The 23,142-nt window shown below is 68.1% G+C and carries 22 protein-coding genes; 12 read left to right on the top strand and 10 right to left on the bottom strand.

All coding sequences use genetic code 11. The features are described 5' to 3' along the window. Nucleotides 1-16 precede the first annotated feature (16 nt). Complete coding sequence (ilvA, locus tag E0H75_RS27480) at nucleotides 17-1,219, top strand: threonine ammonia-lyase (RefSeq protein ID WP_131516519.1); 1,203 nt, start codon at nucleotides 17-19, stop codon at nucleotides 1,217-1,219. On the opposite strand, the gene E0H75_RS27475 is transcribed toward ilvA, so the two are convergent. Both E0H75_RS27475 and E0H75_RS27470 read right to left on the bottom strand, forming a co-directional pair. After that, complete coding sequence (locus tag E0H75_RS27475) at nucleotides 1,212-2,243, bottom strand: alpha/beta fold hydrolase (protein WP_131516518.1); 1,032 nt, start codon at nucleotides 2,241-2,243, stop codon at nucleotides 1,212-1,214. The two genes, ilvA and E0H75_RS27475, sit on opposite strands and share 8 nt — an antisense overlap. Beyond that, the gene (locus tag E0H75_RS27470) at nucleotides 2,240-2,692 is read right to left on the bottom strand and encodes a MarR family winged helix-turn-helix transcriptional regulator (RefSeq protein WP_165554053.1); all 453 of its coding nucleotides are present in this window, start codon (nucleotides 2,690-2,692) and stop codon (nucleotides 2,240-2,242) included. The genes E0H75_RS27475 and E0H75_RS27470 overlap by 4 nt, the downstream gene beginning before the upstream one ends. A gap of 88 nt (nucleotides 2,693-2,780) precedes the next feature. Between E0H75_RS27470 and E0H75_RS27465 the strand changes: the two genes are divergently transcribed. Further along, the gene (locus E0H75_RS27465; RefSeq protein WP_202873191.1) at nucleotides 2,781-4,280 is read left to right on the top strand and encodes an MFS transporter; all 1,500 of its coding nucleotides are present in this window, start codon (nucleotides 2,781-2,783) and stop codon (nucleotides 4,278-4,280) included. A gap of 148 nt (nucleotides 4,281-4,428) precedes the next feature. After that, nucleotides 4,429-5,523: a hypothetical protein gene (locus E0H75_RS27460; RefSeq protein WP_131516516.1), complete on the top strand. Its 1,095-nt coding sequence runs from the start codon at nucleotides 4,429-4,431 to the stop codon at nucleotides 5,521-5,523. Here E0H75_RS27460 and E0H75_RS27455 read toward each other — a convergent pair. Then, nucleotides 5,505-6,761 (bottom strand): MFS transporter, encoded by a 1,257-nt coding sequence (locus E0H75_RS27455; protein WP_131516515.1) that lies wholly within the window; start codon nucleotides 6,759-6,761, stop codon nucleotides 5,505-5,507. The two genes, E0H75_RS27460 and E0H75_RS27455, sit on opposite strands and share 19 nt — an antisense overlap. A gap of 170 nt (nucleotides 6,762-6,931) precedes the next feature. On the opposite strand from E0H75_RS27455, the gene E0H75_RS27450 reads away from it, so the two are divergent. From E0H75_RS27450 to E0H75_RS27435, 4 genes are read left to right on the top strand one after another with little or no spacing between them, the layout of a single operon-like run. Continuing rightward, the gene (locus E0H75_RS27450) at nucleotides 6,932-7,912 is read left to right on the top strand and encodes an ATP-binding cassette domain-containing protein (RefSeq protein WP_131516514.1); all 981 of its coding nucleotides are present in this window, start codon (nucleotides 6,932-6,934) and stop codon (nucleotides 7,910-7,912) included. Further along, nucleotides 7,909-8,754, top strand: coding sequence for an ABC transporter permease (locus E0H75_RS27445; RefSeq protein ID WP_131516513.1), 846 nt, complete (start codon nucleotides 7,909-7,911; stop codon nucleotides 8,752-8,754). Before E0H75_RS27450 ends, E0H75_RS27445 begins: the two co-directional genes overlap by 4 nt. 41 nt (nucleotides 8,755-8,795) lie before the next feature. After that, nucleotides 8,796-9,389 carry a TetR/AcrR family transcriptional regulator gene (locus E0H75_RS27440; protein WP_131516512.1) on the top strand — a complete coding sequence of 198 codons (594 nt, stop codon included), beginning with the start codon at nucleotides 8,796-8,798 and terminating at the stop codon, nucleotides 9,387-9,389. Nucleotides 9,390-9,404: 15 nt separating this feature from the next. Then, nucleotides 9,405-9,839 (top strand): VOC family protein, encoded by a 435-nt coding sequence (locus tag E0H75_RS27435; RefSeq protein ID WP_131516511.1) that lies wholly within the window; start codon nucleotides 9,405-9,407, stop codon nucleotides 9,837-9,839. A gap of 49 nt (nucleotides 9,840-9,888) precedes the next feature. Here the strand turns inward: E0H75_RS27435 and greA are convergent, their stop codons facing one another. Both greA and E0H75_RS44305 read right to left on the bottom strand, forming a co-directional pair. Then, on the bottom strand, nucleotides 9,889-10,401 hold the full coding sequence (greA, locus tag E0H75_RS27430) for a transcription elongation factor GreA (RefSeq protein WP_131516510.1): 513 nt from the start codon (nucleotides 10,399-10,401) through the stop codon (nucleotides 9,889-9,891). Between the two features lie 206 nt (nucleotides 10,402-10,607). Next, on the bottom strand, nucleotides 10,608-11,036 hold the full coding sequence (locus E0H75_RS44305) for a DUF4307 domain-containing protein (protein WP_272948932.1): 429 nt from the start codon (nucleotides 11,034-11,036) through the stop codon (nucleotides 10,608-10,610). 60 nt (nucleotides 11,037-11,096) lie between these two features. Between E0H75_RS44305 and mca the strand changes: the two genes are divergently transcribed. From mca to E0H75_RS27410, 3 genes are all read left to right on the top strand, one after another. Further along, nucleotides 11,097-11,960, top strand: coding sequence for a mycothiol conjugate amidase Mca (mca, locus tag E0H75_RS27420; RefSeq protein WP_131516508.1), 864 nt, complete (start codon nucleotides 11,097-11,099; stop codon nucleotides 11,958-11,960). Between the two features lie 32 nt (nucleotides 11,961-11,992). Continuing rightward, nucleotides 11,993-12,289 carry a hypothetical protein gene (locus E0H75_RS27415; protein ID WP_131516507.1) on the top strand — a complete coding sequence of 99 codons (297 nt, stop codon included), beginning with the start codon at nucleotides 11,993-11,995 and terminating at the stop codon, nucleotides 12,287-12,289. A gap of 104 nt (nucleotides 12,290-12,393) precedes the next feature. Next, complete coding sequence (locus tag E0H75_RS27410) at nucleotides 12,394-13,419, top strand: CopD family protein (protein WP_131516506.1); 1,026 nt, start codon at nucleotides 12,394-12,396, stop codon at nucleotides 13,417-13,419. A gap of 3 nt (nucleotides 13,420-13,422) precedes the next feature. On the opposite strand, the gene E0H75_RS27405 is transcribed toward E0H75_RS27410, so the two are convergent. The 5 genes from E0H75_RS27405 to E0H75_RS27385 all read right to left on the bottom strand — a co-directional run bounded on the left by E0H75_RS27405 (nucleotide 13,423) and on the right by E0H75_RS27385 (nucleotide 18,712). Then, a complete protein-coding gene (locus E0H75_RS27405) occupies nucleotides 13,423-14,781 on the bottom strand; it encodes a dipeptidase (RefSeq protein WP_131516505.1) in 1,359 nt (452 codons plus the stop codon). A 7-nt stretch (nucleotides 14,782-14,788) separates the two neighbouring features. Next, nucleotides 14,789-15,232 carry a pilus assembly FimT family protein gene (locus E0H75_RS27400; RefSeq protein WP_131516504.1) on the bottom strand — a complete coding sequence of 148 codons (444 nt, stop codon included), beginning with the start codon at nucleotides 15,230-15,232 and terminating at the stop codon, nucleotides 14,789-14,791. Then, nucleotides 15,229-16,689, bottom strand: coding sequence for a glutamate/gamma-aminobutyrate antiporter GadC (gadC, locus tag E0H75_RS27395; protein WP_131516503.1), 1,461 nt, complete (start codon nucleotides 16,687-16,689; stop codon nucleotides 15,229-15,231). Before gadC ends, E0H75_RS27400 begins: the two co-directional genes overlap by 4 nt. A 257-nt stretch (nucleotides 16,690-16,946) precedes the next feature. Further along, nucleotides 16,947-18,083, bottom strand: a complete 1,137-nt coding sequence (locus E0H75_RS27390; RefSeq protein WP_131516502.1) for an aminopeptidase P family protein — start codon at nucleotides 18,081-18,083, stop codon at nucleotides 16,947-16,949. Between the two features lie 92 nt (nucleotides 18,084-18,175). After that, the gene (locus E0H75_RS27385) at nucleotides 18,176-18,712 is read right to left on the bottom strand and encodes a nitroreductase family protein (RefSeq protein ID WP_131516501.1); all 537 of its coding nucleotides are present in this window, start codon (nucleotides 18,710-18,712) and stop codon (nucleotides 18,176-18,178) included. Between the two features lie 61 nt (nucleotides 18,713-18,773). On the opposite strand from E0H75_RS27385, the gene E0H75_RS27380 reads away from it, so the two are divergent. Together E0H75_RS27380 and E0H75_RS27375 are read left to right on the top strand one after the other, a co-directional pair. Further along, nucleotides 18,774-20,762 (top strand): thioredoxin domain-containing protein, encoded by a 1,989-nt coding sequence (locus E0H75_RS27380; RefSeq protein ID WP_131516500.1) that lies wholly within the window; start codon nucleotides 18,774-18,776, stop codon nucleotides 20,760-20,762. Nucleotides 20,763-21,014: 252 nt separating this feature from the next. Continuing rightward, nucleotides 21,015-23,069 carry a M4 family metallopeptidase gene (locus E0H75_RS27375; RefSeq protein WP_131516655.1) on the top strand — a complete coding sequence of 685 codons (2,055 nt, stop codon included), beginning with the start codon at nucleotides 21,015-21,017 and terminating at the stop codon, nucleotides 23,067-23,069. The last annotated feature ends 73 nt before the right edge of the window (nucleotides 23,070-23,142 follow it).

The raw sequence follows: 23,142 nt of genomic DNA, 5'->3' as shown, positions 1-23,142 counted from the left end.
TGCGTAGGGTAAGGGCGTGATCGATGCCAAGGACATCGTGCGAGCCGCGGATCTGCTGCATGACGTGGTGGCGCCGACGCCGCTGGAGTACTCGCGCTGGCTAAGTGAACTGGTCGGCGGCGACGTGTTCCTGAAGTGCGAGAACCTGCAACGCACCGGGTCGTTCAAGCTGCGCGGCGCCTACGTGCGGATGGCGCGGCTGTCCAAGGCCGAGCGGAGACGTGGCGTGGTCGCGGCGAGCGCGGGCAACCACGCCCAGGGCGTCGCACTCGCCGCCCAACTCCTCGGCATCAAGGCGACCGTCTTCATGCCACACGGCGCGCCGATCCCGAAGGAGAAGGCGACTCGCGCGTACGGCGCGGAGATCCGCTTCGTCGGTACGTCGATCGACGACTGCCTGCGCGCGGCGCACGCGTTCGAGGCCGAGACGGGTGCGGTGCTGATCCACCCGTTCGACCATCCCGATATCGTCGCCGGTCAGGCCACTGCCGGCCTCGAGATCGTCGAGCAGTGCCCGCAGGTGCGGACGGTCGTCGTACCGACCGGTGGTGGCGGCCTGATCGCCGGGATCGCGTCGGCGATGCAACGCGACGGGGCGCCGATCGAGGTCGTCGGCGTGCAGGCCGCGGGCGCGGCGGCGTACCCTGCCTCGCTGGCGGCCGGCGAGCCGGTCCAGCTGGCGGAGATGGCGACGATGGCGGACGGGATCGCGGTCGGACTGCCGGGCAAGGAACCGTTCGGAGCGGTCCAGCAGTACGTCGGGGAGATGCGGACGGTCGGCGAGGATTCGTTGTCCAAGGCCCTTTTGTTGCTGCTGGAGCGGGCGAAGCTGGTGGTCGAACCGGCCGGTGCCGCCGCGGTGGCCGCCGTACTGGACGAGCCGGAGCGGTTCAAGCCACCGGTCGTGGTGGTGCTGTCCGGCGGCAACATCGACCCGCTGCTGCTGATGCGCGTCATCCGGCACGGCATGGCCGCGGCCGGACGCTACCTGTCCCTGCGAGTGCGGATCCCAGACATGCCCGGCGGGCTCGCTACTCTGCTGACCCAACTGGCCGGGACGGATGCGAACCTCATCGAGGTACTGCACGAGCGCATCTCGGAGACGCTGAGCCTGGACGAGGTCGAGGTGGCGCTACAGCTCGAACTGCGAGGCGAGGACCACCGCGACCGCGTCCTGGCCGGTCTGACCGGCAACGGCTACACGTACACGATCAACTGACCAGCGGACGTACGTAGGACAGCAAGCTGACCAGCATCTTCCCCGGTTCCTCCCAGGGCAGCAGGTGTGAGGAGCGCTCGAACCAGACCGCCTGCTTGTACGGCGCCTTGACCGCCTCGATCCACTCGGCGGTCGGCGCACTCGGCGTCGTGTAGTCGTGCCGCCCGAGGAACATCACCACCGGGACCGGGAACTCGGTGACCCCGGTGAAGTCGACCTCCAGCAACTGGTCCAGCACCCGGCCGAGGGTGAACATGTTGCCTTCGCCAATGGTTTCGGCCTCGTCCAGCGTGTACTCCGGCGACAGCAGCGCCGCCTGGAAGAAGTAGGTCGAGTCGCTCCGGTACGCCGTCAGTCCGCCGCGGTACTGCGCCCAGTCGCGGGCGATGATGATCCGCTCCCGGGTCACCGGCTCGTCACCGGGGTACGGCGCGATCGACTCGAGCTGCTCGAGTGCCTCGGTGTGGTTGTGCTCGCGGGCCTGCTCGAGGGCGTACTCGAACGAGAGCCGCTCGTTGGTCCGGGCGTTGATGAACTGGCCGATCCCGACGTACGCGTGGAACAGGTCGGGCCGGGCGAGCGCGGCGTGGGTCGCGATCACGGTGCCCCAGCTGTGACCCATCAGGATCACCTTGCCGACGCCGTACCGCGCCCGGATCTGCTCGGTGAGCTCGATCGCGTCATCGACGTACTGCGAGATCTTCAGCGTGTCCGCGATGGTGTCCGGATCGACCGTACGAAAGGTCCGGCCGGCCCCGCGCTGGTCGTACGTGACGACCGTGAAGTACTCCTCGATCGGTCGCTGGAACTGCCACGTCACCGGCGACAGCGGCGACGCGGGACCACCGTGCACGAAGAGGATGACCGGGTTCGACCGGTCCTGACCACGGGCGTAGACCCAGTGGTCGATGCCTCCGGCCGAGAGTTGGTACGCCTCCTGGATGCCGTCGGGCGCGACGATGCGGTGCAGGTCCTCGATGACTTCCCGAGCTTCCTCGGCGGTCAGGAGCGGTTCGTCTGTCATCCACCGATGGTAGGGGGACCACAGCTCTTGACCAGTGGTGCGTGCAGCCGCTCGGCGAGGACCCGGCGCTGGGTCGGCTCGGCCTCTGCCTGAACGTGCAGACCGTCGTCGGTGAGCCGCACATTGACCGCGCGGCGATCCTCGGGGCACATGTGCCGCTCGACCAGACCGGCAGTCTCCAGCCGGCCGATCACCCGGGACAGCGCGCTCTGGCTGAGATGGACCGACTTCGCGATGGTCTGGACCTTGGCGGAGTGCTCGGGCAGCTCGGCGAGACGCTCGAGCACCTCGTACTCACTCATGCCCAGCGAGTGGCCGGCCTGCAGAGCCCGGTCGAGGGCGCAGGTCAGGTCGGCGTGGCGAGCCAGCAGCTCGCGCCATTCCCTCACATCTGCACTGACATCGGCGCTGGTCTCACCAGGACCGGCGCTGACCTTCATGGCGGCCATGGAGGCGACGATAGCATGCACGCGCATTCAATGCAAACGCATTTAATGCCTAGACATTAGATGCATACGCATGGAATAGTCTCCCCTCGTGACACAGACAACGCACACCACATCACCGGCCCGGATGACTTGGGACGCGCGCCTGTGGGGCGCCCTCCTGGTGGTCTGCGGCGTGATCTTCCTCGACGGCCTGGACGTGTCCATGGTCGGCATGTCCCTGCCGTCCATCGGCGCCGACCTGGGCGTCTCGCTCTCCTCTCTGCAGTGGGTCGTGACCGGCTACGTGCTCGGGTACGGCGGCCTGCTGCTGCTCGGCGGCCGGACCGCGGACCTGCTCGGCCGTCGCCGCGTCTTCCTGATCGCGCTGGCCGTCTTCGCCGCGGTCTCGATGCTGAGCTCCTTGGCCACTACCCCCGAACTGCTCATCGCCGCGCGGTTCGTCAAGGGCGTCGCCGCCGCGTTCACCGCGCCGGCCGCGCTCTCCATCATCACCACGACCTTCCATGAGGGCCCGGACCGTAACCGTGCCCTCAGCATCTTCACCACCTGCGCCGCCAGTGGCTTCTCGATGGGCCTGATCCTCGGCGGCGCGCTGACCGAGGTCGGCTGGCGCTGGACCTTCCTGATGCCTGGCCCGGTCGCCCTGATCGTGCTGCTGTTCGCGATCAAGCTGATCCCGAACAGCCCGCGCGACAACGCGTCCGGCGGGTACGACGTCCCCGGCGCGATCACCGTCACCGGCGGCATGCTCTCACTGGTGTACGCCGTCGTCGGCGCCGAGCACGCCGGTTGGGTGTCGGTGCAGACCTTCGGGATGTTCGCGCTCGCGATCGTCCTGCTGGCCGGCTTCGTCGCGATCGAACTGCGGTCCAAGCACCCGCTGGTCCGGCTCGGCATCCTGCGCAACGCCTCGCTCCGCCGGGCGAATCTGGCGATCCTGACCGTCTTCGGCGCGTACGTCGCCTTCCAGCTGATCGGCACCATGTACCTGCAGAACCTGCTCGGCTGGTCGTCGTTCCAGACCGCGCTGGCCTTCCTGCCCGCCGGTCTGCTGGTCGCGACGCTGTCGCCGAACGCGGGCAAGCTGGCCGACCGGCTCGGCACCGAGACGATGATCATCGCGTCGATGGCACTGTTCGTCGTCGGATACGCCCTCTCGCTGCGGATCGGCCCGGAGTCGGCGTACTTCTCGACCGTGTTCCCGACCATCATGCTGCTCGGTCTCGGGTTCGCGATCGGGTTCCCGGCCCTGAACATCCAGGCTGTGTCCGGGGTCCCGGACCACGAGCAGGGGTTGGCGTCCGGACTGTTCAACACCTCCAACCAGGTCGGTGGCGCCGTGGTCCTCGCGATCGTGACCGCGGTGATCAGCAGCAAGTCGGACGGCGTGACCACCTCGGCCGGGATGTTGTCGGCCTACAAGCCGGGTCTGGCTGTGGTGACTGGGATCGCCGCACTCGGACTGGTGGTGGCGCTGACCGGGCTGCGTGGTCTGCGCAGTCGGCGGGCCGCTGAGGAGGCCGAGGCAGCCGAGTTGGCCGCCGTACAGGACGAACTGGCCGCGGAGGAGATGACCCCAGCGGCGTGACACAACCAGCCCGGTCCGGGCTGTGCGGTTATAGAGGACAGCAGGTGCGGGTCGCGGGCTACTCCCCGGGATCCGCACCGCTGTGTTCGGAGTGGATTCCGGGCGATCCCGGATTGGTTTCGACCCGAGGGGGTGCTGGACTGGTGGCATGAGCAACCAGAGCGATTACGACCGGCGGGTCAAGGACGTCCTCGACCGGGTCGCCAAGGGCCACCTCTCACCTGAGGAAGCCACCACCCTGATCGCCGCCCTTCAGGCCCCGACGACCACCGAGGCTGACGGGCCGGCGCCGACGCCTCCGGTTGCCGAAGACTCGACCAAGGACGCGCCGTCCACGGACTGGCCGGCCGCGGACGACCTCCCGTCCACCTCGGTCTGGGCCGATGTGGTGGACGCTCCGAACGCCGCCGACGCGGCGGCACCCGAGGGCGCCGTGAATGGTGGCGATGCCGCCGCGACGCCGGGCGGGCGGCACGCTGCCGCCGGGAACGGCGTCCAGGACAGCGTGGTCGACGAAGCTCCCGCCGAGACACCCGCGACTGCTGAGAACTCCGGTACCGACGAGATCGAAGAGGTCGAAGAGGTCGAGGAGGAGCACAGCAACGTGCCGATGCCGGCGGGGGTGCAGCGGGTGACGGTGCGGGCGATCGGCCGCCGGGTGCGGCTGATCGGTGAGCCGGCCGTCAACGGAGTCGCGGTGGACGGGCCGCATGTGATCAAGCGGGACGGCGACACCCTCTCGATCAGCAGCGAAGGCGACATGGGCGTCTCGATCGACGGGTTCAGCATGCTGCGCAACCCGACCGACCTGAAGTCGCACGTCAACGGCCTCGCCAAGGAGCTGTCCATCCGGGTCAACCCCAGCCTGCAGGTCGAGGTCGAGGTGACGGGCGGCAGCGTCCACGCCGAGCGCCTGCCCGGACTGAGCCGGGTCCGCGTCACTGCCGGTACGGCGAAGGTCTCCGATGTGGACGGCCCGATCGACCTGCTCGTCCAGGCCGGTTCGGCCAACCTGGACGCCCAGATCACCAAGGGCCGGTCTCGCGTGCGGGTCGAGTCCGGCACCGCGAACGTCGCGCTACGCCGGGGTTCCGACGTCCGCGTCCACACCGAAGCCCAGCTCGGCCGGGTCACCTGGACGGGCGCGGTCTCCGGCCAGTCCAAGGACGTGGAGATCGGCCGCGGTCGCGCCGCCCTCGACGTCGAAGTACTGGTCGGCACTGCTCAGATCGCGTCCGACTGATCGGCAGACTGCGTGGCCGGGACGGTGCGCAAGGTGCGGAACGGCGAGAAGTAGAGGAACGCGTTGCCGGCCAGGGCCGCCAGACCGGCGATCCACAAGGTCGCGTGCAACCCGAACGCCGTACCGAGCGCACCGCCCAGCAGACTGCCGATCGGAGCGGCGCCCCAGCTGACGAAGCTCATGGTGGCGCTGACCCGGCCCTGCAGCTCTGGTGGACAGACGCGCTGCCGGGTGCTGACTTGCAGGATGTAGCAGACGATGATGCAGAAGCCGGCCAGCAGCATCGAGACGACGTACCAGCTCACCTGCCAGCCCGGTGCGGTCAGCGCCTGCAGGGTGAACGCGACGCCGATGCCCGTCGACGACAGCAGCAGCGTGCGGGCATCGCCGTACCTGTTGCTGATCTTCTCGGTGACGCCTGACGCGACGATCGCTCCGCCGAGGCCGATCATGCTCAGTACGCCGATGGTGCCCGGCTGCAGGTGAACCTCGCGGACCAGGTAGACGATCATGATCGCGCCGGCGGCCGCCTGGAACAGCATGGTCGTCGCCGTGTTGAGGGCCATCGGTCGCAGCAGCGGGTGACTGAAGACGTACCGCATCCCCTCCGCGATCTCTCGCTTGAGGTTCGGCCGGTCCGCCTTGGCCGGCGCCACTTCCGGCGTACGGATCGAGCGGAGCCACAGTGCGGACCACAGGAAGCTCAGTGCGTCCACGCCGATGGTGACTGCCGCACCGAGCCACTGCACGAGTACGCCGCCCGCGCCTGCCCCGATCACTGCGCCGACAGAGTGGTTGGCCGCCAGCTTGGCGTTGCCGGGCAGCAGTTGGTCAGGATCCAGCAGCCGAGGCGGGTAAGAACTGTGCGCCACTTCGAACAGCACCGTGAGGACGCCGGTCAGCACGAGTACGACGTACAGCTGCGTGAGACTCAGTACGCCGAACCAGGCGGCGACCGGGATCGTTGCGAAGAGCAGCGCCCGGCCCAGATCGGCGTACACGAGCACCGGGAGACACCGGATCCGGTCGACCCAGGCACCGGCGAACAGCCCGAGTAGCAGCCAGGCAGCCGTCTCGCATGTCCGCAGGAGCGAGACCTGGAGGGTGGATGCGTCGAGGGTGAGAACGGCGAGCAGCGGGATCGCGATCATGCTCAGGCGGCTGCCGAGCTGACTGAGTAGATCAGCGATCCACAACCGGCGGAAATCGGGGTGTCTGAGGATGCTCGGGGAGGTCATGCCGCGACGCTAAGCCGAGACTTGAGTCCTGTCGACTCAACTATCAACAAAGTTGAGTCTGATCGACTCAATCTGAGCGTGAAAATACATCGGCGAGAAAAGTGTCGAAAGTGTCGGTGGGGTCGGTCAGGATGGGTGGCCTGCGTCACATCCAGAAGGGGGATCGACGGATGGCTGCTGTCGAGGCGACCGGCCTCGTGAAGACATTCAGGACCAGGAAGGACACCGTCAAGGCGCTCGACGGGATCGATCTCGAGGTTCCCGAAGGCACGGTGCTGGGCCTGCTCGGGCCGAACGGGGCGGGCAAGACCACGGCGGTTCGCGTGCTGACCACGCTGCTGAAGCCTGACCAGGGCACGGCCCGCGTGCTTGGCCACGACGTGGTGATGGACGCGGACCGCGTCCGCTCACTGGTCGGGCTCTCCGGACAGTACGCCGCCGTCGACGAACTGCTGACCGGCCGGGAGAACCTGTGGATGTTCGGCCGGCTGTACCGGCTGCGCAGTCAGCAGGCGAAGCAACGGGCCGAGGAGCTGCTCGACATCTTCGACCTCACCGACGCCGCGGACCGGACGCTGAAGACGTACTCGGGCGGCATGCGCCGCCGGCTCGACTTGGCCGGTTCGCTGATCGCCCACCCGCGGGTGCTGTTCCTCGACGAGCCGACCACCGGGCTCGACCCGCGCAGCCGGCTCGACCTGTGGCAGATCATCCGCGACCGGGTCCGCGAAGGCGTCACGATCCTGCTCACGACGCAGTACCTGGAAGAGGCCGACGAGCTCGCGGACAGCATCGTGGTCGTCGACCACGGTTCGGTGATCGCCCGCGGTACGGCGGACGAGCTCAAGGCGAAGGTGGGCGGTGAGCGGATCGAGGTCGTCGTTCACGACCCGGCGGAGACCACTCGGGCGCTCGAGTTGCTGATCGGCTCGCTCGACATCACCGAGCCGGACTCCACCACGAAGGACGAGCACACGCGCCGGATCACCGTGCCGGCGCCGGGCGGATCGAGCGCGCTGGTCGAGGTGATCCGGACCCTCGACACGGGCGGCATCCGGATCGCCGACATCGGGCTGCGGCGGCCGACCCTGGACGACGTGTTCCTCACCCTGACCGGGCATGAGGCCGAGCAGAAGGAGCAGGAGTCATGAGTGCGGCGGACATCGACGAGCCGGGCACGGTGAATCCGCTCGGCCGGGCGTTCTCCGATGCCGGGATCCTGGCGTGGCGGACGCTCAAGCGGATCCCGCGGACGCCGGACATGCTGATCTACGCGACCATCCAGCCGATCATGTTCGTGCTGCTGTTCGCGTACGTGTTCGGCAACGCGATCCCGATTCCCGGCTTCCCGGGCCCGCGGGCGTACCGGGAGTTCCTGATGGCCGGGATCTTCGCGCAGACGATGGCGTTCGCGGTCGCATCCGCGAGTGTCGGGCTGGCCGACGACATGTCGAAGGGCCTGATCGACCGGTTCCGGTCGCTGCCGATGGCGCGGTCCGGGGTGATCGCCGGTCGGGTCGTCGGGGACGTGGTGTTCAACGCGTTCGTGATGCTGGTGATGGTGATCTGCGGCTTCATCGTCGGCTGGCGCTGGCACCACGGTTTCGGTCAGGCGCTGGCGGCGTTCGGGATCCTGCTGTTGTTCGCGTTCGCGATGCTGTGGGTCGGTGCGCTCATCGGTCTGTCCGTCGGCAGTCCCGAGGTGGCGGCGTCGGCAGGACTGATCTGGCTGTTCCCGCTGACCTTCCTGTCCAACGCGTTCGTGCCGACGCCCAACCTGCCCAGCGGTCTGCAACCGGTCGCCGAGTGGAATCCGATCTCCTCCATCGTCGCCGCCTGCCGCCACCTGTTCGGCAATCCGTCACCCTTCGCCAGTCCGGACGGTTTCCCCGCGCAGCATCCGGTCTGGCTGTCCCTGATCTGGTGTGCCGCGATCATCGCCGTCTTCGCGCCCCTGGCCGTCCGCAAGTACCGCAGCGCCACCAGCCGTTGAGTCATTGACAACGCTTATACAGCGTGCAAATAATTCGAACTATGTTAAAGGAACGGGGGAACTGGCGGGAGGCGCGGCGGGAGAATGCCCGCGCCTCAGTGCTCGCGGCCGCGTGGGAACTGGTCGGCGAGGAAGGGCTGGCCGCGTTGTCCCTGCGCGAGCTGGCCCGCCGGGCCGGGATCACCACACCGACCGTCTACGCGTACTTCGAGTCCAAGAACGCCATCCTGGACGCGATGTTCGCGCAGGCCGCGCAGGCTTTCATCGACCTGAAGGCCACGCTGCCGGTGACGGACCGGCCGGCCGAGGACCTGCTGACCGAGGCACGCGCCTTCATCACGTTCTGCGTGTCCGACATTCCCCGGTACCAACTGCTGTTCCAGCACTCGGTGCCCGGCTTCACGCCGTCGCCCGAGTCGTACGAGCTTGCCGTCGCCGCCCTGGAGAGGACCCGCGAGCTCCTCGCACGCAACGGCGTGCACGATCAACGTCAGCTCGACATCTGGACCGCCATCACCACCGGTCTGGTCGACCAGCAGGTCTCCAACGATCCTGGCGGCGACCGGTGGAGCGGCCTCGTCGACGACGTCACCCGGATGTTCCTGGCTCAGTACGCGAGCGGGGAGTCCGTGTAATCCCGAGGGGGAATCATGTCCACTGTCACCCAGCCCAGACTCCATCACCTGGCCCTGACCGTGACCGACCTGGAGTCGAGCGTCCAGTGGTACGGCGAAGTGTTCGGCGTCCACCCGGTGCTCGACGTACCGCACAAGGGCGGCGTCGGCCGCATCCTCGCCGATGCGGATCATCAGCTGATGATCGCCCTGCACCGCCACGACACCAACGACGGCGGCCTGTGCAGGGAGACGACGACCGGCCTCGACCACGCCGGCTTCGCGGTCGGCACCCGCGACGACCTCACCCAGTGGCAGGACCATCTCGAGGCCCATGGCGTGGTCCGTGCGGACACCGCCGACAAGCCACTCACCCAGTCTCCGATCGTGGACGAGCCGTATGCCTCGGTGCTCGTCTTCCGCGACCAGGACAACATCCAGCTGGAACTCTTCGCCCCGACCGTGCAGTGAAATGGCGAGCGCCCCGGTGGAGTCCACCGGGGCGCTCGGGGCTTGGTGGTCAGCCGGTGAAGGGTTCGGCGGCGACGATCTCGACGGTGACGTCCTTGCCGTTCGGGGCCGCGTAGCTGGCCTTGTCGCCCTTCTTCTTGCCCAGGATCGCCGAGCCCAGCGGGGACTGCGGCGAGTACACGTCGATGTCGACCGACGCGTCCAGGGCGAGCAGTTCGCGGGAGCCGAGCAGGAACGTCTCGACGTCGTCGGCACCGGCGAACTTGATCGACACCTTCATCCCGGGCTCGACCTTGCCGCCGGCCTTCGGGGTCTCGCCGACCCGGGCCCGACGGAGCATGTCCTCGAGCTGCCGGATCCGGGCCTCGATCTTGCCCTGCTCGTCCTTGGCGGCGTGGTACCCGCCGTTCTCCTTCAGGTCGCCTTCGTCGCGGGCGTCGCTGATGCGCTGCGTGATCTCGGCACGGGCCGGGCCCTTGAGGTGCTCGAGCTCCGACTTCAGCTGGTCGTAACCCTCCTGCGTCAGCCAGACAACGCTGTCCTCATCGATCCTCTGCGTCACGGGCTGCTCCTTGTGTCGGTGGGATGGGCAGGAAAAGCTGCTGGCCGCCGTCGTCGACGGCGACCAATCCACTGAGCGTAGCAAGATCCGGCGGAGAACCCCACAGTTCTGCGGGGCCTCAAACGCGGGGAAACCGTTTGCTTGGTGGTTCTTCCCACATCCTGGCGAACTGACCGGTAATCGGTTGCCGGACAACCGTCCGGAGGTCAGTGCGGCCGGTGCGAGTCCGCGGTCGTGCAGCCGATCAGTACCACCGAGGTTGCGGAGCGTTGCGTTTTCAGCGTCGCCGGCAGGGTCTGGTGCCTGGGGGAGTCGGCCGGGATGGTCAGTGTCAACTCCCCGACGATGGAGAAGTCGGCCGATTTGGCCTGCAGCCGGCAGTTCGCCTCCACCGACTTGGTCCGGTCCACCTGGATGGTTGCCTTCGCAGTGGTCGCCGACGTCACCTCGAACCCCAGCAACCGCGACGTCACCGGCGGATTCGACCCGACGATCGCCGCCCACGCCAGCCACGCCAGCCCAGCCGCGGCCATCACAGCCACCACCCCGATGATCAACGGCCGCCGCGACCGCCGCCCCCGCCCGTACCGCGCATCGAGGTCGGCTGTTGAACTACTCGGAGATGACTCGGTCAAAGGAAGTCCAGAGGGGGTCGGTCGTGGGTTTGGCCCGGGGTTGGAGGACCATTGTGTCTTGTGAGTGAAGATCTTCGGTTGTTGCATGTGCATGCGCACCCAGATGACGAGTCCAGCAAGGGGGCCGCTTCGACCGCCCGGTACGTGGCCGAGGGCGTCGAGGTCATGGTGGCCACGTGCACCGGTGGGGAACGGGGTTCGATCCTGAACCCGAAGATGGACCGGCCGGAGGTGCTGGCCAACATCACCGAGATCCGCCGCAAAGAGATGGACACGGCCCGCGAGATCCTCGGCGTCGAGCAGACCTGGCTCGGCTGGGTGGACTCCGGGTTCCCCGAGGGCGACCCGCCGCCGCCCCTTCCGGAGGGCTGCTTCGGCGCGCTCAAGGTGGAGGACGCCGCGGCACCGCTGGTGAAGCTGATCCGCGAGTTCCGTCCGCAGGTCGTCACGACGTACGACGAGAACGGCGGCTACCCGCACCCGGACCACGTGATGTGCCACCAGATCACGGTGGCTGCGTTCGAGGCGGCGGGAGACAAGGACGCGTACCCGGAGCTCGGCGAGCCATGGCAGCCACTGAAGCTGTACTACCACCACACCTTCCACTATGAGCGGATGAAGGCGCTGCACGACGCGATGGTCGCCCGCGGCCTGGAGTCGCCGTACGCCGAGCGCCTCAAGGACTGGAAGCCGGACCCGGAGAACGAGCGCCGGATCACCACCCGGGTGGAGTGCGCCGAGTACTTCGAGGTCCGGGACAAGGCGCTGCTCGCGCACGCCACCCAGATCGACCCGGACGGCGGCTGGTTCACGGTGCCGCTGGAGGTGCACCAGGCGGCCTGGCCGACCGAGGACTTCGAGTTGGCGCGGAGCGTGGTCGAATCCGAACTCCCCGAGGACGATCTGTTCGCGGGGCTGCGCTGACGGCGGGGCGCGGGCAGTGAGAGACTGGTGGCGTGACAGTGATGACCTTCCTTCCGGCGACCGAGATCGACCCGAACTCGGTGCGCCCCGGCTGGGTCGCGCTGCTGATCGTGCTCGCTCTCGGTGCCGCCACGGTGCTGCTGTGGCGCAGCATGGGCAAGCAGTTGAAGAAGATCGACTTCGACGGCGATGGTGCGGACGCCCCAGCACCGTCCGACGGCCCAGCGAGTACGGACAGCTCAGCGGCTCCGGCCGGCGATGCCGAGCCGACGGGTACGACGGGTACGACGCCGACCCAGAGTGACACCAAGGAACACACAACGCACTGATCTCGTGACACCGTTATCACGAGATGGTGTCGTACGTGGGCTGCCCACTGATGTCGCCCCTATAGTGAGCGCGTGTTCAATCGTGCCGCTGCCGAGTTCGCTCTGTGACCGCGACCCGCGCCGCCCGGCACCGGATGCCCGGACGGCTGGTCGCGGGTGGTCTGACGGCCGTGATCGTCGCCTCGGTGGCGATGGTCATCGGTCTGTTCGCAGCCGGCAGTGAACCGCAGGACACGGGTGGCATCGGCGGACCGTCGGTGTTCGTCGGCTGGCTGCTGCCGCTGGTCCGGCTGATCTCGATCTTCGCGACCGTCGGCTGCGCGGGCGCGCTGCTGGCCGCGGTGGTGCTGCTGCGGATCGAAGGCGGTCCGCTCGGAGTGCAGGGCCGCCGGGCCGTGCGCGACGCCAGCAACGCGGCGATCATCTGGGCGGTCTGTGCCTTCGCCGGCGCGATCGTCACCGCGTCCATCCTGCTCGACACTCCGGTCAATCTGCTCCGCCTCCGGCTGGACGACGCCCTCGGCGTACCCGAGGTCAAGGCGCTGCTGATCACCGGCATCCTGGTCGTCGCGCTGGCGATCGGCATCCGCCGCGTCCAGACTTCGTCGGCGGCCAGTCTCGGCGTACTCGTTGCGATCGCGGCCCTTGTCCCGACCGCACTGACGGCGTACCCGCGGAACGAGTCGTACGTCGTGGTCGCCGGCGCGGCCCTTGTCGTCCATGTGATTGCCGCGACCACCTGGATCGGCGGACTGGCGGGCCTGGTCCGCTACGGACGGGCGAGTCGCACCGGCCTCCCGATCGTGCTCGAGCGGTTCAACGAGGTCGCGTCGATCTCGTCGATCGCCGTACTGCTGAGCGGCCTGCTCAGCGCAGCGGGCCGGCTGGCCGCGAAGGGCGGCGGCTGGGGTTCGATCCCCGACGCGCTCACGTCGGATGCGTACGGCGTTCTCCTGCTGGTGAAGATCGCCGCGTTCCTGGTCCTGATCGTCGCGGCCTGGCTGCACCGCCGCCGGGCGATCGGCGACTTGGTTGACGGCGGCAACCCGTTCTGGCGGATCGTCGGTACCGAACTCTTCGTCATGGCCCTCACCCTGGGCCTGTCCGTCGCCCTGTCACAGACCGCCTGACGGTCACGCCTGGTTCGGGCGGCCCATGGTCGCGTACAGCTGGAGGAATCGGGCCTCGGTCAACGCCATGTTCTCGATCTCGCTCGGATGGACGCTCTCGTTCGGGGCGTGGATGAGGGCCAGGGGTTCTTCCACGCCCATCAAGATGAGTTCGGCCCCCGGGTAGGTGTCGGCGAACACGTTGCACAGCGGGATGGACCCGCCCTGTCCCAACGACGTCATCGGCGTTCCGTACGCCTCCTGCATCGCTGCTGCCATCGCTGTGTAGGCGGGACCGTCGGTCTCGGCCTTGAAGGGCGCGCCGACCGCCTCGATCTCGGCGGTGACGTGGACGCCCCAGGGAGCCGTGGCCCGGAGCTGGTCGATCAGGCTGGTCCCGGCCTGATCCGGGTCCGTCCCGGGTGGAATGCGCAGGTTGAGCCGGGCCGCCGCCTTCGGCACGATGGCCGCCGCCGATCCGACCACCGGAGGGCAGTCGATGCCCAGGATGGTCACCGCCGGCCGCGCCCACAGCATGTCCGAGACGGTGCCGTCGCCCAGCAGGGAGGCGCCGTCCGGCACGCTCGCATCGCTACGGAACTGATCGGTCGGATAGGGCTGGCCCGACCACGTCCGGGTGTTGTCCAGCCCTGTGATGGTGGTGTTGCCCTGGCTGTCGCGGAGGCTCGCGAGCATCGCGACGAGGGCCGCGAGCGCGTCCGGGGCAGGGCCGCCGAACATGCCGGAGTGGAGCTCGGTGCCGAGCGCCTCGACCGTCACCACCACGTTCACCATGCCGCGCAGACTCACGGTCGCCGCCGGATGGCCCACTGCCGCGTTGCCGGTGTCGCAGACGAGGATCGCGTCCGCGCGGAGCAGGTCGGCATGATCGGGCACGAACGCCTCGAGGCCGCCGGTTCCCTGCTCCTCCGATCCTTCGACCACGAGCTTCAGGTTCACCGGTACGTCGTCACCGAGCGCACGCAACGCGGCCAGATGGACGACGATGTTGCCTTTGCAGTCCGCTGTCCCGCGGCCGAACCAGCGGCCGTCCTTCTCGGTGAGCTCGAACGGCGGCGTACGCCAGGCAGCGTCGTCAAGTGGTGGCTGGACGTCGTAATGCGCGTACAGCAGTACCGTGGGAGCGTCCGGCGTCGGGCCAGGCCGCGATCCGACGACTGCACGGCTGCCGTCGGCCGTCTCCTCCAGGTGTGCGTCGGCGAATCCCAGTTCCGCGAACTTGCCGAGCACCCACGCCGCGGCGCGCTCGCACTCCTCGATCGGGAACTGCCGGGGGTCCGCCACCGATTTGATCGCGACGAGGTCGGCGAGCTCCGACCTCGCCTGTGGCATCAGCCCGGCGATCCGGCTGCGTAGATCCATGGTCCCGTCACCCCGCGACGTCGTCGGTCTTGAGGTCGTCGACGAAGTTCTGGAAGTCCTCCAGCTCGTCCGGACAGTAGATCTTGATGATCAGCAACTGGCCGCGGACGATCTCGCTGTCCGCGATCACCGGCCGGATCCCCGGCCCGGCGGCGCCGTTGGCCAGCTGCGAAAGGAAGATCCCCCGGGTCAGGGCCTCGTTCGGATCGGTGCACGTGGCGCCGCCGTCCTCGCCGAGGACCCGCACGATCTGCTCCTGTGACGGTGCCCGCGAGCCCGAGCTCTGCAGGGCCGCAATGAGCTGGTTGGCCTTGTCCTCGGCCTGTTTCGTGGACCTGGCCGAGGAGAAGGCGATCAGACCGATGATCATCAGGATCGCGACCACCACCGCGGCGCCGATGTAGAGCATCGTGCGGTGGCGGGGCTCCGACGTCTCCGTCGCGGTGCTCATGTCTCGGCTCCCTCGGGCTCGGGCTGCTTCCAGCTGGGCTTGCGCAACCGGTAGAACAGGAACGGCACCAGCAGGCCGAGGCCCAGCGCCCCGCCGGCGACGATCGCCAGGTAGACCCCGCCGTTGCCGGACTCGAACTGCGACGGCGGGATGAATCCCACCAGCAGCGCGGCGAGCGACGCGGCGAAGCCCACACCACACATCCCGGCCAGCAGAGGCGCGCGATAGCCGCGCGGGTGCTCGGGGTGCTTACGCCGCAGCTGAACGGCTGCGACGAACATCAGCAGGTACATGATCAGATACACCTGGGTGGTGATCACAGAGAAGATCCAGTAGGCGCTCGACACATCCGGGATGAACGCGTACGCGAGGCCGATCACGGTGGTGATCAGGCCCTGGACGACGAGGATGTTCTGCTGCACTCCGTTCTTGTTGAGCCGTTGCAGGTACGGCGGGAGGTAGCCCTCCTGCCGGGAGATCAGCAGCAGGCCCTTCGAGGGCCCGGCCAGCCATGTCAGCATGCCGCCGAGGGAGGCGGTGACCAGCATGATGCCGACGATCGGCGTCAGCCACTGCCAACCGAAGTTGGCGAAGACGGCGTCGAAGGCCTGCATGACACCAGCGGTGAGCGAGAGCTCCTTGGCCGGGACGATCCAGCTGATCGCCAGCGCGGGCAGGATGAAGATCGCGAGCACCAGGCCCATCGCGAGGAACATCGACTTCGGGAACTCCTTGGCAGGCTTCCGCAGCGACGACACGTGCACCGCGTTCATCTCCATGCCGGAGTAGGACAGGAAGTTGTTGACGATGAGCACGAGGCTCGACAGGCCGGCCCAGGCCGGGAAGATGTTGTCCGACGTCATCGGTGCGGCCGACGGGTTGCCCTGGCCGAGGAACACGATGCCGAGAGTGACCAGGACGACGCCGGGTATCAATGTACCGATGATCAGGCCGCCACTGGCGAGGCCGGCCACGCCCTTGGTGCCGCGCGAGGAGACCCAGACGCCGGACCAGTAGACGACGATGATGACCGCGGCGGTCCACACACCACTACTGGCCAGCTCGGGATTGAACACATAGGCGAGGGTGCTCGCGACGAACCCGAGCAGGCTCGGGTAGTAGAAGATCGTCATCGCGAACTGGCACCACACGGCCAGGAAGCCCGCCGGCTTGGAGATGCCGTCGGACACCCAGCGGTAGATGCCGCCGTTCCAGCCGGAGGCCAGTTCGGCGGACACCAGCGAGGTGGGCAGCAGGAACACCAGCGCGGGAAGTAGGTACAAGAAGACGCAAGCCAGGCCGTAGACCGCCATGGTCGGGGCGGCTCGGAGACTTGCGACGGAGCTCGTGGTCATCATCGCCAGAGCGACCCAGGAGATCCACGTGGTGGCCGGGGCCTTGGCCCGGGCGGCGGCAGCCACCGCGGGCGGCTCGATCGGAACGTCGGCTGAGCTCACCGCAACCACACTCCGGCGACCGTTGTTCCCGGACGTTCCTGAGACCTGCGCGTTCTATCGATTGCCGACACTCTCATCGCCCCCTAGGCCATGACATGACGGATGTCGTTGTCAGGCTAGGAATCAACCGATATCGACGACTCATCCCCCGTGGATGAAAGGCGGCGAGCCCTCTGCGCCCGGAGGCGCCAGACAACCCCCGTTGCCTTGGGCATCAGGAAGATGCCCAAGGCAACGGCGCTGACGGGGCCGGCTGTCTACTCGACTACGCGGATCCGGTGGTCGGTGTTGTTGAGCCGTCGGCCCGCGCTCTCGGTCACGGTGACGATGTCCTCGATGCGGACCCCGAAGCGGCCGGCCAGATAGATTCCGGGCTCGATGGAGAAGCACATCCCAGGCTCGAGCAGTCGCTCCTCACCCTCGACCATGTACGGCGGCTCGTGCGTCGTCACACCGATCCCGTGGCCGGTCCGGTGGATGAACTGCTCGCCGTAGCCGGCCTTGGTGATGACCTCGCGGGCAACGCGGTCGATCTGCTGGCACGGCACGCCCGGCCGGACGGCCTCGAATCCGGCTTGCTGTGCCGTCCTGACGATGTCGTGCACCTCCTGCACCTCGGCGCTCGGCTCGCCGACGACGACCGTACGGGTGGTGTCGGACCCATAGCCGTACCGCAGGCCGCCGAAGTCGAGAACGACCGCGTCGCCGGCCTGGATGACCCGTTCGCCGGCCTCATGGTGCGGGTTGGCGCCGTTCGGGCCGGACCCGACCACGGTGAAGTCGACCTGCTCGTGGCCGAACTGCCGAAGCAGCCGGGCGAGATCGGCCGCGACCTCCGTCTCGAGCCGGCCGGCGAAGCGCAACTGAACGATCTCCCCGTACGTCGCATCCGCGGCCTCGGCGGCCAGGGACAGACGCGCCAGTTCGTTGGCGTCCTTGACCGCACGCATCATCGGCATGCACTCGCTCAATGCCTGGTAGCTCGTGGCCGGTCTGGTTCGCTGCAGACCGAGAACGTGCATGGCCCAAGCCGAGTCCGAGATCCCGAACCGGCCGTCGGAGGTCAACAGGTCACCGGCCACGGGATAGGGGTCGGACCCGTCGGTCCAGTCGATCATGCTGAGGGCGCCGGCACCCTCCGCCGACTCCGCATCGGGCCGCTCGAGCGCCGGTACGACGAGCGTCGGCTCCCGATCGGTGCTGAGGATCAGCATCGTGAGCCGTTCCGTGATCGCGGTCGGCTGATAGCCGGTCAGCCACACGAGGTCCGGTCCAGGGGTGACGATGACGCCGGAAAGCCCTGCTCCGGCGGCATCCCTCACAACCCGGCGCATCCGGGCGGTGTAGTCGTCTCGGGTGAACGGCGCGGGTTGCGGCAGCGTGGCAGTCGTCATGTCGTCCCTCCGAGCAGTCACGCTAGGTCTCTCGGCCGTGACCGGGATCCTCCCGCCCGGATGATTCCCTCACCGTGCCGAGCGGCCGCCGTTCACAGAGCGCCTGACCACGGGGCGGTGCGCAGGTCGGACGTCGTACGTCGTTCGCGGTCCTGGGGCCGGTCTTCGGCGGCACGGCCGATCGCGATCATCGAGACGATGTGCCAGCCGGCGCCGGGGGAGAGGTCCTCGGTCAGCGCGTCGAGATCGAACGCGCGGAACTGGCGGCAGGCGAGACCCATCGCGTGCGCCTGCAGCGTCAGGTGGGCCACTGACTGACCCAGGTCGTAGTCCGCGAAGTCGGAGTACGCCCAGTCCGTGTCCTCGACGAACCGATGCGCCATCGTCACGACGAGAAGGCCCGCACTCGGAGCCCATCGGCCCGAACTGGCCGCGAGGTGCCGCACGATCCGCTTGTGCTCCGGCTCGTCGCGCCGCGCGGTGAAGTAGGCCCAAGGCTGCGAGTTACCGGCCGAGGGCGCCCAGCGGGCAGCTTCCAGCAGCAGGTCCACGTCGTCATCCGTAAGCGTCGACTCGGGATCGAACCGCAATGGGCTGAAGCGTGAGGCGAGCAGCGGGTGAACGTGCATGTCAGGGGCAACCCCCACCCGGCCCGGTCCATTCCGTCCGGCCCCGCATACGGTGGGGAACATGGCGTCCGTGAACGAGCTCGGCCGAAGCACCAGTCCGTACCTGCGGCAGCATGCAGAGAATCCGGTGGCCTGGCAGGAATGGTCCCAGGCCGCGTTCGCCGAGGCGCGGGAGCGCGACGTACCGGTCTTCCTGTCGGTCGGGTACTCCGCCTGCCACTGGTGTCATGTGATGGCGCACGAGTCGTTCGAGGACGAGGCGACAGCGGCGTACCTGAACGAGCACTTCGTCTGCATCAAGGTGGATCGCGAGGAACGCCCCGACGTGGACGCGATCTACATGTCGGCGACGGTGGCGATGGTCGGGCAGGGCGGCTGGCCGATGTCGGTGTTCCTGACCCCGGACGCCGAGCCGTTCTTCTGCGGCACGTACTTCCCGAAGGACCCGCGCGGCGGGATGGCCTCGTTCCGCCAGGTGCTCGAGTCGCTGGTCGACGCGTGGCGGACCAAGCGCGATCAGATCGACGAGATCGGTCGCCGGGTGGTCGGGCAGCTCGGCGTCCAGCAGCACGCGGCCGGGGGTGCGATCGACACCGCGACACTGGATCAGGCCGCCGAACTGCTGAAGACCGACTTCGACCCGGCCGATGCCGGCTTCGGTGGTGCGCCGAAGTTCCCGCCGTCGATGGTCCTCGACTTCCTGCTCCGCCACCATCGCCGCACCGGCTCGGCCGACGCGCTCGAGATGGTCGCGACGACGTGCGAGCGGATGGCGCGCGGCGGCATGTACGACCAGCTGGCCGGCGGTTTCGCGCGCTACTCGGTCGACCGCCAGTGGATCGTTCCGCACTTCGAGAAGATGCTCTACGACAACGCGCTGCTGCTCGACGTCTACACCCAATGGTGGGCGGTGAGCTCCGACCCGCTCGCCCGGCGGATCGCCGAGGAGACCGCCGACTTCCTCCGCACCGAGCTCCGGACCGACGAAGGCGGCTTCGCCTCCGCGCTCGACGCCGACACGGAAGGTGTGGAAGGCAAGTACTACGTCTGGACGCCGGAGCAGTTGCACGAGGCACTGACCGAGGACGACGCCCGCTGGGTCATCGAACTCTGCGACGTCAGCGGCACCTTCGAGCACGGGTCTTCGGTCCTCCAGCTTCGCCAGGACCCCGACGACTCCGACCGCTGGCAGCGGATCAGGGCGCTCCTGCGCGAGGCCCGCGCGCAGCGCACGTACCCCGGCCGCGACGACAAAGTAGTTGCCGCCTGGAACGGTCTCGCCATCACCGCCCTGACCAGAGCCGGTGTGATCCTGGACCGCCCCGAGTACGTCGAAGCCGCCACCCAGGCGGCCAGATTGGTCCGAGAGGTACACCTCGACGACGCGACCGGACGCCTCCACCGCACCTCCCGGGACGGCGTTGCCGGGACAGCCCACGGTGTCCTCGAGGACTACACGGCGTACGCGCAGGCTTGTCTGGTGCTGTTCGGTGCCAGCGGTGACATCGAGTGGTACGACACCGCGCGACGCCTTCTGGACAGGACAATCGAGCAATTTGTTGCTGATGGCTCGTACTTCGACACGGCTGCCGATGCCGAGCAGCTGGTCTGGCGTCCGCAGGACCCGACCGACAACGCCAGCCCGGCCGGCGTGAGCCTGGCAGCCGAGGCGTTGACGACGATGGCCAGCGTGACCGGATCGGTCCGGTATGAGACTGCGGCCGCCGAGGCTCTGAAGGCCTCGGCCGCCATCGCCGCGCGGGCGCCACGGTTCGCCGGCCGGGCCTTGGCAGTGGCCGAGACGATCGCCGCCGGGCCGCTCGAGATCGCCATCGCGGGCCGCTCGCCCGAGTTGCTCCGAACCGCATTCACGGCCTCGCCTTGGGGTACGGCGATCGTCCAGGGCGACCCCGGTCTCGCCGTACCGCTGATGGAGGGTCGCGCGTTGGTACAGGACCAGCCCGCGGCGTACGTCTGTCAGAAATTCACCTGCCGGCTCCCGGTCGTGTTGCCGGAAGACCTTCGCCGCGAGTTCCGCCCGGTGAACTGACAACGACGGCGGTGCGGGTTTTCCCTGTCGTTTCGGAAGAATCCCTTGACTCCCGGCCCGCTGGGGACGAGAGTCCTCCCTCAGTCGGATGTAACAGAACTCGCACGTCTTGACACACAGTGTCACAACTGAGGCAGTGGCACTGCTGCGCCAATACATCCGGCGTCCCCAACTGAATTCGGTCGCTGCGCCCAAACAGCGACCACACCGTGAGGAGATGTTGTCTTGAAACGACTGACATCAGCAGGGGCGGTGGCCATCGTCGCGACAGCGGGTCTTGCGACGGCGTTCACCGGCTCGACCGCGGGGGCCGCGAATCGCGCGGCTCCGCTTCCGGCGTCCGGCTTCAACCAGCCGGCCGCCGTCCAGGCCGAACAGGCGCAGACCGCGCAGACGGCCGCAGCCCTCGGACTCGCCGGTGGCGAGGTGCTCAAGGTTCGCGACGTGGTCAAGGACGCCGACGGCACTGAGTACGTCCGCTACGACCGCACCTACAACGGCCTGAAGGTCGTCGGGGGTGACCTGATCGTCAAGCGCAAGGGCGAGGCGATCGGCGATGTCATCACTGTCACCTACAACCTCGGCGCCAAGTCCGTCGGTGTCGCGACCAAGCCGACTCTGTCCCAGTCGGCCGCGCTCACCAAGGGTGCCCAGGCGGCCAAGTTCAAGGCCACCGGCAACAAGGGTGCGCTGGTCGTGTTCGTCACGCCGGCCAAGCCCGTGCTCGCCTACGAGGTCGTCACCACCGGTGTGAAGCCGGACCAGACCCCGTCGGTGCTGCACTCGTTCATCGACGCCAAGTCCGGCGCCCTGCTGGCCCAGGACGACGAGATCAAGACCGGTACCGGCAACTCGATGTACTCCGGCACCGTCAGCATCGGTACGTCGGGCAGCTTCACGATGAGCGACCCGAGCCGCGGTGGCAACTTCACCACCGACCTCAACGGTGCGACCTCCGGCAACGGCACGACGTTCACCGACCCCGACGACACCTGGGGCAACGGCTCGACGTCCAGCCGCCAGACCGCCGGTGTCGACGCGCACTACGGCGCGCAGCTGACCTGGGACTACTACAAGAACGTCCACGGCCGCAACGGCATCTTCAACAACGGCCAGGGCGCCAGGTCCCGGGTGCACTACGGCAACGCGTACGTGAACGCGTTCTGGGACGGCACCCAGATGACGTACGGCGACGGCCAGGGCAACGCCCGTCCGCTGACCGCGATCGACGTGGCCGGCCACGAGATGAGCCACGGTGTCACCGAGGCGACCGCCAACCTGAACTACTTCGGTGACGCGGGCGGCCTGAACGAGTCCACCTCGGACATCTTCGGCACCATGGTCGAGTTCTCCGCCAACAACTCCTCCGACCCGGGTGACTACCTGATCGGCGAGAAGATCAACATCAACGGCAACGGCACGCCGCTGCGCTACATGGACAAGCCGTCGAAGGACGGGGCCAGTTACGACTGCTGGAGCAGCTCGGTCGGCAACGCCGACCCGCACTACTCGTCCGGTCCGCTGAACCACTGGTTCTACCTGGCCTCCGAGGGCACCGGCAGCAAGGTCATCGGTGGTGTGACGCACAGCAGCACCGCCTGCAACGGCGCCACCATCGCCGGTGTCGGCCACGACGTGGCATCGAAGGTCTGGTACCGCACGCTGAGCACCAAGCTCAGCTCGGGCAGCACCTACAAGGACGCCCGTGAAGGCGCGATCACCTCGGCCAAGGAGCTGTACGGCGCCGACTCCGCGCAGTGCAAGGGCATCGAGGCTGCCTTCAGCGGCATCTCCGTCCCGGCCGGTGCGGCCGCCTGTGGTGGTGGCACCGAGCCGCCGCCCACCGGCGACAACCTGCTGCTGAACCCGGGCTTCGAGTCCGGTGCGGTGAACTGGACCGGCACCGCCGGCCCGATCACCAACAACACCGGGCGTCCGGCCCGCACCGGCAGCTGGAAGCTCTGGCTGCAGGGCAACGGCCGCGCCACCACCGAGAACGTCGGCCAGTCGGTCGCGATCCCGGCTTCGGCGACGGCGGCGTCGCTCTCGTTCTGGATCCGGATCGACACCGCGGAGACGACGTCCTCGACGGTGTACGACACGGCGAAGGTGCAGATCATCGACGGTGGGACGACCACCACGCTGGCGACGTACTCGAACCTGAACAAGAACACGTCGTACGTGCAGAAGACGCTCAATGTGACGCAGTACAAGGGAAAGACCGTCACGGTGAAGTTCGTCGGCCAGGAGGACTCCTCCCTGCAGACCAGCTTCGTCATCGACGACACCTCGCTGACCGCGAGCTGACCGTCTCGCGGTGATCCCGTCCGGGGCGCGCGGCCTTCCGCCCAGGCTCGCGCGCCCCGGATCTCCTTTCGCT

It is taken from the genome of Kribbella capetownensis, from assembly GCF_004331485.1.
GTDB classification, from domain to species: domain Bacteria; phylum Actinomycetota; class Actinomycetes; order Propionibacteriales; family Kribbellaceae; genus Kribbella; species Kribbella capetownensis.
This window is presented reverse-complemented; position numbering and strand designations above follow the sequence as displayed.